Here is an 11,243-nt window from a genome sequence, read left to right on the forward strand (position 1 = left end):
ACAGAGCGGTTTAATATTGCAATAAATCTATATGCTATCGGGGAAATAATTTAGAAATTCACTTATATCTTCAAACACAATATCAGGTTGTACGGAAAATTGTGCAGTTTGAATGTTTGGTAACCAATGTACTCCTATGGTATAGACACCGGCCTGTTTACCAGAGATAATATCAGCATCACTATCACCCAAGAATATTGTTTCATCACTATTACTACCTAAGAGGTTTAACACTTTTCTAATACCTTCTGGATGAGGTTTTGGTTTAGTAACATCATCTCCCGTCAACTTACAATCGAATAAATCCTCTAGATCGAGGGAGTGTAATGAGATTTCTAAGCTCTTACTAGATTTACCAGTGAAAATTCCCAATTTATACCCTTTCTCTTTTAACGCATTTAACATAGAGATGATTTCGAGATTTGGTAGAACGTATTCTTGGTGTTTTTTTGAGTAAGTGTTAAAAAACAGTTCAATTGCCTGAGTTTTGTCAGCATGTCTAAGATTTTTAATTATTATATTAGGCTCAGTAGGCCCAACATTTCTTTTATTTGGTCATCAGAGAAAGTCTTATAATCGAAAGTCTTAAAAACGGTCTGCAATGAATGAAAGCAAAGGGGTAATGTATCAGCTAATGTTCCGTCAAAATCAAAAATTATAGCTTTAGTATTATTAGTATCCATCTATAATTCTCCCTTCGTTTTATAGTGTTCATTGTCTTCGGGAGTTACATATATTTATCGTATTACAATTGTTAGCGTACGTAGATTTTTTTTAACCTCGAAAAAACTGAAAAATCAACTGTGTTGTAATAATGTATAGACAGGCCATTTCCCGTAATAAAACAATGGGGTAAAGAAATTTTAGATCGCACTAATCTTCTGGATTAACGTGGACTTTTAAATACTTCTCAAGCAATGATTGAGGGATGTGACAATAGTCATTCGGATGTTTGGACAGTCTGTCCTGATGTTCTTCTGCACTTCTTACATAGTTTGTAAGAGGAAGTATTTCAACCATTATTAAGCCATGGTCATCCCGCTTATTAATAAACGACTCGGCCTCTTTCAAATGATCCGGATTTTTACTGTATACACCTGTTCTATATTTTTCACCGACATCGTCACCTTGCTTATTTAAACTGTATGGATCGATAATTTCAAAAAAGTATTCCATCAATTCAGTTAGAGTTACAGATTTTGGGTCGAATATTGTCTTTACACATTCAACATATCCATCATAATCGCTGTTCAATGTACTGCTTTGCCCGTTCGCTCTTCCTGCTTCCGTAAATTGAACTCCAGGCAGAGTCTTCAAAAAGGCTTGGACGCCCCACAGACATCCTCCTGCAAAATATACAGTTTCCATACTATTCCTCTCTCTCTAAATATAAAGCTAAACTTATTGTAGCATTAAAGATTTTGAGTAGGTTCGCACCAAGGTTTATTAGGCTGAGGAATGAGTCAAATTATGCATAATACTGATTTGACGATGTTATTATTTTCTTTTTTATAGTATTATTTAACCTAGCATTGCAGTAATTGGATAAGAAAACTATAAAATACATATCAAGCAAATAGGAGGCTGACATGCGCAATTTTGTCTATTATATAATCATTACATTGCTCGTCATATTCATTCCTGTTTCTCATGCAGTTGCTGACAGCACTGAGGAAGAAACCGGAGAGGAATACACTGAGGAGTTACCTAATGAGGAGACGACAGAAGAGTCGGTAAATGAGCCATCGGTTCAAGAAGAATATACTCAAGAGAATGGATCGGAAGAGTATACGGAAGAATATTATGAAGAATGGACCGAGGAACCGTACGAACCCGAACTTTCCACAGAAGAATGGACTGAAGAAATAGTCGAAGAGTATACGGAAGAACAAGTTGTTGAAACGACTGAGGAGCCCACATTTGAGCCCTCTCTAGAACCTGAACCGGAGCCAGAACCCGAACCAGAGCCCCAACCAGAACCCGAACCAGAGCCAGTAAATGTGGATATCAATCAGATCGAGGTGACTGAATTTTCGATTGAGGGCAAAGTGATATCAGAAGGCGATGGTTTAGAAGGTGTGACTGTTTCTCTAACTGGTGAGGCGGAAACGGAAATGACCACAAATGCTGAAGGACAATTTGTATTCACTGATGTGCCTGCCGGCGAATACACAGTTCAGAGCGAAGTTCCGGAAGGTTACGAACTTGAGGAGAATAGTCGTACCTTGACGCTCGAGGATAAAAGCAAGAAAGGAATTACTTTTGATCTTGCTGCCTCTGAGGAACCAGAAGAAGTGACCGAAACGGTGGCGCCTGATGCACAAGTGTCGGCTGACCAGAGTACAAATGCTAATGGAATGAATTTGTCTTTGATACTCGTAGGGAGTGGACTTCTAGCACTCGGGCTACTTATTTTCGTTATTCGGGCCGTTAGAAGGAGGTAAGGAACGCTGATGTAAGAAAGCCTGACATATGATGTCAGGCTTATTTACGTGGATTTTGAAGATTTAAAAAACACGTATATAATGTGTCCATACTTAATTTGGAGGGGTAATTTATGGACACTATTTTTATTTTCCTTTGTACCTTGCTTGTTTGGCTCATGACACCTGGCCTTGCTTTATTCTATGGTGGTCTTGTGCAATCGAAAAATGTACTCAATACATCTATGCACAGCCTGTCCGCAATTGTTGTTGTTACTTTTACATGGGTGATGGTTGGGTTTTCGATCAGTTTTGGGGGCAGCAATCCATTCATCGGGGACTTATCATATATCGGGCTATCGGGTGTTGGGTATGAGGCGAATCCTGCCTTTTCCGAAACAGTTCCCTTCGCACTCTATATGCTGTTTCAACTCACATTCTGTACAATCGCAGTGTCCATCCTGACGGGGTCGGTTGCAGAGCGCATGAAATTCGGACCTTTTCTTGTATTCATGGCGTTGTGGGTTATTCTTGTCTACAGTCCAGTGGCACACTGGGTGTGGGGCGGTGGTTGGATCCACTCCATCGGTGCCATCGATTTTGCTGGAGGAACAGTTGTACATATTTCTTCAGGTGTATCAGGGCTTGTGCTTGCTCTTATGTTGGGCTCAAGAAAGCCGGACAACAAAAAGCCACCCCACAACCTTGTCATCACTATGGTAGGTGCAATCCTTGTATGGTTCGGCTGGTTCGGGTTCAATACAGGTAGCGCATTGACGTTTGACGCCATTGCGATGAGTGCTTTCACAAATACAGTGCTCGCTTCGACAGCTGGAATTGCGGGCTGGAGTATCGTTGAAAGGTTTACCAAAGGGAAAGTAACATTAATCGGCACGCTTTCCGGCATGCTAGCCGGTCTCGTTGCAATCACACCGGCAGCTGGATTTGTCACTTATGGTGGGGCGATGGCACTTGGCTTGTTGGGAGGTGCAATATGCTTTTTCGCTATTACTAACTTAAAAGCATTATTGAATTACGATGATGCACTTGATGCGTTCGGCCTGCATGGTATTGGTGGCATAGTCGGAGCAATCGGAACAGGCGTACTTCAGACGAGCGCAGTAAACTCTGGCATTGCAGATGGTCTGTTGGCAGGGGGAGGCTTCGCGCCAGTATTAGCACAAATCGTTGCAGTGACAGCCACCATTGTATTCAGTGCTGTCATGACTTACGCGATTGCCAAGGGCATTAGTATCTTCGTCACATTGCGCACAGATGAAAAAGAGGAGTTGGACGGGCTTGATGCCGTCATCCACGGGGAGAAAGCTTATGAGTATTCCAACTCATAGAATGGATCAATAAAGGGGTTTAATAATAAACTAAAGATATACAAGCAATGTGCGTTTCTTTTCAAGACACAGAAGTCGGCCTTAAAACCGACTTCTGTGTCTCTTTTTATACTTTATGAAAGCCTTTACACGTCTGTATAGACATGTTAATATTATGGCGATAATAAAAATATGAGGGAGTGTGGAAGAAATGGCAGTAAACCGCGATGATGTCAAAGCTATTATTGAAGCAATTGGCGGCAAAGAAAACGTTAATGCAGCAACACACTGTGTCACCCGTCTACGTCTAGCATTGGAAGACGAATCAAAAGTGGACAAGGAGAAGCTTGATTCCATTGATCTGGTCAAAGGTTCATTCGCAGCGAATAATCAGTTCCAGGTTGTCATCGGTCAAGGGACTGTAAACGAAGCATTCAAGATCTTTGAAGAAGAGACGGGTAAAGGAGGCGGCTCTAAGGACGAGGTTAAGGCCGCCGCCGCTCAGAAGATGAACCCGCTTCAACGTTTTATAAAAATGCTTGGCGATATTTTCATTCCTATTCTTCCTGCTATTGTTACCGCGGGTCTTTTACTCGGTATCAACAACTTGCTGACTGTCGAAGGATTGTTCTGGGAAAACGACTCGATCATCACCCGTTTCCCGGGAATTGAAGGTATCGCCAGTATGATCAACTTCATTGCGGTCGCACCTTTCATCTTCCTGCCAGTACTTATCGGCTGGTCTGCTATGAAAGTGTTTGGAGGCAATCCACTACTCGGTATTGCACTGGGAGTGGCACTTTGTCACCCTGATCTTGCCAGCCAGTACGGACTTTTTGATTCCGAAGCAGGGGAGCTAGCAGAGATTCCGACCTGGAACTTCTTCGGGCTTGAGATAGAACAATTGAACTATCAGGGACAAGTGCTCCCGGTACTTGTCGCAGCATGGCTACTTGCCAAAGTGGAGAATTTCTTGAATCAGCGCATCCATGATATGTTCAAACTGCTTCTGGTTGCGCCGATTGCGTTGCTAGTCGTTGGTATCCTTACTTATACATTGATCGGTCCTATTACATTATTCCTGAGTACAATCATTTCCGACAGTATCGTTTGGCTCTTTGAAACGGTTGGCGTACTCGGTGGAGCGATATACGGCCTGTTCTATGCACCACTCGTTGTAACGGGTCTGCATCACATGTTCCTCGCAGTCGATTTACAACTTATCGGAACGACAGGTTCCACCTACCTATGGCCGATTCTTGCCATATCGAACATCGCCCAAGGTTCAGCAGCTTTCGGTGCGTGGATCATCTATCGTCAACAGAAGAAAAAGAAAGAGGAAGGGCTTGCAATGACTTCGGGTATTTCGGGGTGGCTTGGAGTCACTGAGCCAGCGATGTTTGGAGTCAATCTACCGCTCAAATACCCATTCCTTGCAGCGGTTCTCACCACTTCAGTCGTCGGTGGTATTTTCGGAATGAACGGTTTGACTGCAGCGAGTGTCGGAGTTGGTGGTGTGCCTGGTGTCATTTCGATTACAGAAGGGTTCTGGCTGCTATTTAGCATTGGTATACTGATTGCTATTGTCTTTCCTTTCGGACTCACGCTCCTCTTCTCCAGGTTCGCAAAAGAAAAAACCAAAGATATGGTGAAAGAGTAAATCAAGCATGAAGGAGTTTTTCAAATGGAACATAGAGACTGGAGAAAATCAGTAGTCTACCAGATCTATCCTAAGTCGTTCAACGATACAACGGGCAGTGGGGAAGGAGACATCAGAGGCATTATTGAAAAGTTGGATTATTTCAAGATGCTCGGCGTGGACTATTTATGGCTTACACCTGTCTATGAATCTCCAATGAACGATAACGGTTATGATATTAGTGACTACTATGAAGTGAATCCACAATTTGGCGACAAAAAAGATCTTAAGGAGTTGCTTGAGAAGGCCCACGCAAAAGACATTCGAATCATGATGGATATCGTTATCAATCATACTTCGACTGAACATCAGTGGTTTGTTGACTCGAGGACATCTAAGGACAGTAAGTACCGGAACTATTATATATGGAAGGATAGTGCCGACGGTCAGCCGCCGACAAACTGGGAATCGAAATTCGGAGGTAACGCCTGGGCTTACGATTCACAGACGAACCAGTATTATCTCCGTCTGTTCGATATTACTCAGGCCGATTTGAACTGGGAAAATGAAGATATGCGTCGAGATATATATGAAATGATCAACTATTGGATCGACTTCGGTGTAGACGGCCTTCGCTTTGATGTTATTAATCTCATATCGAAGGGGAAATTCGAAAGTTCCAATGGTCTAGGCAAGGAATTCTACACGGATGGTCCGAAGGTGCATGAATATATCAATGAACTCAATCGCAACACTTTCGGTGATAAAGATGTAATGACGGTTGGGGAAATGTCATCGACGACGATAGATCACTGTCTGAAATATACCGATCCTGAAAGGAATGAACTGAATTCAGTTTTCAATTTCCATCATTTAAAAGTTGACTATCCTGGTGGGGAGAAGTGGACGCTTGCAAACTTCGACTTTTTGGAACTGAAGCGCATCCTGATGGAGTGGCAAGTTGCGATGGATGAAGGCGGGGGCTGGAACGCGATATTCTGGTGCAACCATGATCAACCGCGCGTAGTTTCGAGGTTTGGCAATGACCAAACTGAAGAGAATCGGGTATTGAGCGGGAAGATGCTCGCTATTGCATTGCATGGATTAAAAGGTACACCGTATATTTATCAAGGTGAAGAGATCGGTATGACGAATCCAGGCTTCAGACGCATCGACCAGTACCGCGATATTGAAAGCTTGAATGCTTATACTATTCTAAGGGAGCGCGGGATGGATTCGCACCAGATTATGGATATACTGGCTTCAAAGTCGAGAGATAATTCGAGGACGCCAATGCAGTGGGATGATTCGATACACGGAGGGTTTACGGAAGGAGAGCCGTGGATTGAAGTGCCTAAAGAATACGAAAATATCAATGTTGGTCGAGCACTTGAGGACAAAGCATCCATCTTCTACACCTATCAAAAGCTGATTCAACTCAGGCACGAATTGGATGTACTCACCTATGGCAGTGTAGAGCCTTATATGATGGAAGACGAAAATCTTTTCATCTATACACGAACCTACAAAAATGAAAAACTAACAATCATTGCAAACTTCAGAGACAAAGAAGTTTCTTATCCAGAAAATATCAGTGTAGATGGGGAAGTCCTTCTATCTAATTACAAAGACAAAAAAGAGATGCTCAGACCTTATGAAGCACTAATGACATATGGACAAGAGAAATAAAAAAAGTTATGATGTATCTAATTTTAATACATCTTTAAAGATGACAGGGTGAGGCAATGAATCTGAACAAGTACAATCATATCTATCAGGTACTGTCGAGTGATATTTCAGAAGGTAATTATGCGAGAGGGGATGTATTGCCTTCTGAACATAATTTGGTCCGGACATTCGATGTCTCCCGCGAAACGGTGAGAAAGGCATTGAATCTATTGCAGGAGAACGGCTATATCCAAAAAATAAAAGGAAAAGGTTCGGTTGTCATCTACAATCCTTCGATGGATTTTACAGTTTCCCATCTTACCAGTTTCAAAGAGATCCAGCGGCTGAAAACCAAGCAATACTCAACGAAAGTTGTAGAACTCGCTCAGTATCCCGCTGCAGAATTTCCTAAAGTGATGGAGGCGCTGAAGCTCGAAGTCGAAGATAAGGTGTGGCGAATGGTTCGTCAGAGGCAATTCGAAGGCAAGACGCACATTGTAGATACGGATTTCTTTATTGTTGAGATGATGCCTGGATTGAACACACGTATTGCGGGTGGTTCGGTATACGAGTATATAGAAAACCGCCTTGGATTGACGATTGCTTATTCCCATAAAGAAATCACCTTCGACCCGATGAATGCGCAAGATCTTGAATTATTCGGTAACGTTATTCCACCGTATACTGCAACGGTACGTTCAGTGGTCCATCTGACGGACGCTCGACCCTTCCAATTTAACGTATCAAAACATTTGGCAAACGAATTCAAGTTCATCGATTTCTCAAGGCGGTTCCACGGTGAATAGGTACTTAAATCTTGCATTGGTTATTGGTTTTTGATAATATGAAATATGCCGTGCTAAGTGGGGAGGTAGCGGTGCCCTGTACCTGCAATCCGCTCTAGCAGGACTGAATTCCACTTCCGAGGATACTCGGTGTGAGGACTGCCTTGATCTTACTGGTGTTGAGATTCCGGTCCTATGCAATAGAACGTCACGAATCATGTCAGGTCCGGAAGGAAGCAGCATTAAGTGGCCCATTCTATGTGCCGTGGGACAGCCGGAGTTGAGCTGGTGGATCAAGTAACGCTTGTGCCGAGTTTTCAAAGAAGTGGTGCACGGTTACATAATATATGACTGTATCTCTTAGGATACAGTCATTTTTTATTGCTCTGAATTAGAGTAGGCAAGACTTGTATGATATAATTAATAGCAGAAATGATTCACTATGGAGGTGCCGCTGGATGGAATATCAAGCGTTGTATCGGGCATTTCGGCCTCAGACATTTGAAGACGTCGTAGGGCAAAAGCACGTCACTAAAACTCTAAGAAACGCAATCATCAGAGATAAGGAATCCCATGCCTACTTGTTCAGCGGACCCAGGGGAACAGGGAAGACGAGCATCGCGAAAATTTTTGCTAAGGCACTTAATTGTCGCTTTGGCAACGATGGAGAGCCATGCAATGAATGCGATATCTGCATGAGTATCACTGATGGTAGTGCCAATGATGTGATTGAAATTGATGCTGCCAGTAATAATGGTGTCGATGAAATTAGGAATATACGAGAAAAGGTGAAGTACGCACCATCGGAAGCGAGATATAAAGTTTATATCATCGATGAGGTTCATATGCTGACGACTGGGGCTTTCAATGCGCTTTTGAAAACACTTGAAGAACCTCCTGGCCATGCTATCTTTATATTGGCTACGACGGAGCCACATAAGATTCCTGCAACAATTATCTCGAGGTGTCAGCGGTTCGACTTCAAAGCGATCGAAATGAACGAAATTATAGCCAGACTAGAGTATGTAGCGCGTAGCGAATCTCTCGAATACGATAAGGATGCTCTTGATTATATTGCTCGAACTTCAGAAGGTGGGATGCGTGATGCCCTTAGCATCATGGATCAAGTCATCGCCTACAGTAATGATGTCATCACTTTAGAAGATGCGGTCATGATTACAGGGGGGATACGTTCTGAAGAACTGAATGAATGGTTGAAACTAATTGACCATAGAGATTCGAGAGCCGCCTTTATGAAGTATCATCAGTTCATAGAGGAAGGCAAAGATCCGACAAGACTTGTCCATGAGCTTGTATACTACATTAGGGACATCATCCTGATGAAGCACGCAGGGGAAATAGAGGATGATATTGCATTTGCCCATACGGAAGACAAAGTACTTTACGAAATGATTGATGTACTGAACGATTCGATGGTTATGATGCGTTTCTCTGTCAACACGAGTGTCCATCTTGAAGTAGTCATCGTCAAACTGATTCAGGTACTTAACAACAATGATCGCTCGATCGAACCTCAGACGATGGATCTATCGCATATCGAGCAGAAACTAGCCGAATTGGATAAGAAGCTATCCAGTCAGCCACAAGTACCGACTAGTATGGTTCCGGAATCCCAAAGTAGGGCGGCAAGCCAGCCTTCGAAAGGTTTTTCACTTAGACAGATTGAGAAAGTCCTGGATCACGCCAACAAGGAAGATCTTGTGAAACTCAAGGATGATTGGCCCAAAGTCTACCAGCATGTCGAAGAGAAAGGGCTGCAGGCATTGCGCTCACTCATAAAGGATTCGGATCCAGTGGCTGCCAGTGACACACATGTACTGCTCAAGTTCAACAGCGATGTTCACAGCGATCTCATTAATAAGGACGAAAAGAAAAGACAAGAGCTCGAAGCGGTCATTCCTACTATTATAGGCAAGGAAGTAACTGTTGTAGCGGTTCCAGATTCCAGTTGGCTGCAAGTAAGACATGACTACATCCAAGAGAAGAAGGCGAGTAGGCAGAAACAGTCAGACGGTGAGGACAAGAAACCTTCCGATGTTGCAAGAGAAATATTCGGAAGTGATGTTGTAGAAACGCGCTCGTAATATCGGTTTATTAAAGAAGATATTTCGTATATACTATATAGAAGAAAAATGAAAATTGATTTGGAGGAGAATATATATGCGTGGTGGAATGAACAATATGCAGGGCATGATGAAACAGATGCAAAAAATGCAAAAGAAGATGCAAGAAGAGCAAGAGAAGCTCAAAGAAGAAAAGGTTGAAGGGACAGCTGGCGGCGGTATGGTCAAAGTGATTGTCTCAGGTCACAAGGAAGTCCTGGACGTTGAAGTTCAAGAAGAAGTTGTAGATCCAGATGATGTTGAAATGCTCCAAGATCTGATTGTCGCTGCAACTAACGAAGCAATGAACAAAGCGGATGAACTTTCAAGCGAACGTTTGGGTCAGCACACTAAAGGTATGAACATCCCGGGAATGATGTAAGATGCATTATCCGGAACCCATATCGAAGCTAATCGACAGCTTCATGAAATTGCCGGGTATTGGGCCGAAGACTGCCCAGCGCCTGGCATTTTATGTACTTAACATGAAAGAGGACGATGTTGTCAATTTTTCACGCAGCTTAATGGAAGTTAAAAGAGATTTGCAATTCTGTTCGGTATGCGGACACATCACGGATATTGATCCGTGTTATATATGCCAAGATAAAAATAGAGATCGTTCCATTGTATGTGTCGTTCAAGATACAAAAGACGTCATTGCAATGGAGAAGATGCGCGAATATGGTGGTTTATATCACGTATTGCACGGTGCTATCAGTCCAATGGATGGCATTGGCCCCGAAGATATCAATGTTGCTTCTTTGATTGATCGGCTGAAAGACGATCAGATCAAAGAGATCATATTGGCGACTAACCCGAATATCGAAGGAGAGTCGACAGCAATGTACATCTCACGGCTAGTCAGACCCATTGGTATTAAGACAACACGTCTGGCGCATGGTTTGCCGGTCGGCGGGGACTTAGAATATGCGGATGAAGTAACGCTTTCGAAAGCAATAGAATACCGAACAGAACTATAGAGAGCTCGAGCCATTTAATAAAAAATGGCTCGAGTAAACTTTTTTTAAAAAACCCCTTGCATTAATGAATCAAACCCTGTATAGTTATTTCTTGTCGGACGAAACATAAAGCCGACACAACAAACGTTACTATTAAGTTAAAAAGATTTAAAAAAGATGTTGCATTGCTAAACGCAACATGCTATAATAGTAAAGCAGTCAAAACAGAACATTGAAAACTGAATGACAATATGTCAACGTTTAATTCCAATAAACGAATGGGTAACCATTCAACTTGGGCGTCAAGTAAAACCGCAA

11 protein-coding genes and 1 other RNA gene are annotated in these 11,243 nt (G+C 42.6%); 9 read left to right on the forward strand and 3 right to left on the reverse strand.

Annotated elements, in window-relative coordinates; genetic code table 11:
• Nucleotides 1-27: 27 nt before the first annotated feature.
• The 3 genes from ACFOJ8_RS11980 to ACFOJ8_RS11990 all read right to left on the reverse strand — a co-directional run bounded on the left by ACFOJ8_RS11980 (nt 28) and on the right by ACFOJ8_RS11990 (nt 1,368).
• A complete protein-coding gene (locus ACFOJ8_RS11980) occupies nt 28-519 on the reverse strand; it encodes an HAD family hydrolase (protein ID WP_380656940.1) in 492 nt (163 codons plus the stop codon).
• Nucleotides 516-683, reverse strand: a complete 168-nt coding sequence (locus tag ACFOJ8_RS11985; RefSeq protein ID WP_380650939.1) for an HAD family hydrolase — start codon at nt 681-683, stop codon at nt 516-518. The genes ACFOJ8_RS11980 and ACFOJ8_RS11985 overlap by 4 nt, the downstream gene beginning before the upstream one ends.
• Before the next feature lie 190 nt (nt 684-873).
• The gene (locus ACFOJ8_RS11990) at nt 874-1,368 is read right to left on the reverse strand and encodes a peptide-methionine (S)-S-oxide reductase (protein ID WP_380650942.1); all 495 of its coding nucleotides are present in this window, start codon (nt 1,366-1,368) and stop codon (nt 874-876) included.
• A 221-nt stretch (nt 1,369-1,589) separates the two neighbouring features.
• Here ACFOJ8_RS11990 and ACFOJ8_RS11995 point away from each other — a divergent pair, with 221 nt between their 5' ends.
• The 9 genes from ACFOJ8_RS11995 to recR all read left to right on the forward strand — a co-directional run bounded on the left by ACFOJ8_RS11995 (nt 1,590) and on the right by recR (nt 10,946).
• Nucleotides 1,590-2,444 (forward strand): carboxypeptidase-like regulatory domain-containing protein, encoded by an 855-nt coding sequence (locus ACFOJ8_RS11995; protein WP_380650945.1) that lies wholly within the window; start codon nt 1,590-1,592, stop codon nt 2,442-2,444.
• Nucleotides 2,445-2,557: 113 nt separating this feature from the next.
• On the forward strand, nt 2,558-3,772 hold the full coding sequence (locus tag ACFOJ8_RS12000; protein WP_380650947.1) for an ammonium transporter: 1,215 nt from the start codon (nt 2,558-2,560) through the stop codon (nt 3,770-3,772).
• 190 nt (nt 3,773-3,962) lie between these two features.
• Nucleotides 3,963-5,411 (forward strand): PTS system trehalose-specific EIIBC component, encoded by a 1,449-nt coding sequence (gene treP / locus ACFOJ8_RS12005; RefSeq protein WP_380650950.1) that lies wholly within the window; start codon nt 3,963-3,965, stop codon nt 5,409-5,411.
• Nucleotides 5,412-5,435: 24 nt separating this feature from the next.
• On the forward strand, nt 5,436-7,079 hold the full coding sequence (treC, locus tag ACFOJ8_RS12010; RefSeq protein WP_380650953.1) for an alpha,alpha-phosphotrehalase: 1,644 nt from the start codon (nt 5,436-5,438) through the stop codon (nt 7,077-7,079).
• A 56-nt stretch (nt 7,080-7,135) separates the two neighbouring features.
• Entirely contained in the window at nt 7,136-7,864 is a 729-nt protein-coding gene (gene treR / locus ACFOJ8_RS12015; RefSeq protein WP_380650956.1) for a trehalose operon repressor, read from the forward strand.
• 48 nt (nt 7,865-7,912) lie between these two features.
• An RNA gene (ffs, locus tag ACFOJ8_RS12020) (signal recognition particle sRNA large type) lies at nt 7,913-8,179 on the forward strand.
• A gap of 122 nt (nt 8,180-8,301) precedes the next feature.
• Nucleotides 8,302-9,948 carry a DNA polymerase III subunit gamma/tau gene (dnaX, locus tag ACFOJ8_RS12025; protein ID WP_380650959.1) on the forward strand — a complete coding sequence of 549 codons (1,647 nt, stop codon included), beginning with the start codon at nt 8,302-8,304 and terminating at the stop codon, nt 9,946-9,948.
• 76 nt (nt 9,949-10,024) lie between these two features.
• Nucleotides 10,025-10,348: a YbaB/EbfC family nucleoid-associated protein gene (locus tag ACFOJ8_RS12030; RefSeq protein WP_380650961.1), complete on the forward strand. Its 324-nt coding sequence runs from the start codon at nt 10,025-10,027 to the stop codon at nt 10,346-10,348.
• 1 nt (nt 10,349) lies between these two features.
• Nucleotides 10,350-10,946: a recombination mediator RecR gene (gene recR, locus ACFOJ8_RS12035; protein WP_380650964.1), complete on the forward strand. Its 597-nt coding sequence runs from the start codon at nt 10,350-10,352 to the stop codon at nt 10,944-10,946.
• The last annotated feature ends 297 nt before the right edge of the window (nt 10,947-11,243 follow it).

The sequence above is a fragment of the Salinicoccus sesuvii genome (assembly GCF_042648145.1).
In the GTDB taxonomy this organism is placed as follows: domain Bacteria; phylum Bacillota; class Bacilli; order Staphylococcales; family Salinicoccaceae; genus Salinicoccus; species Salinicoccus sesuvii.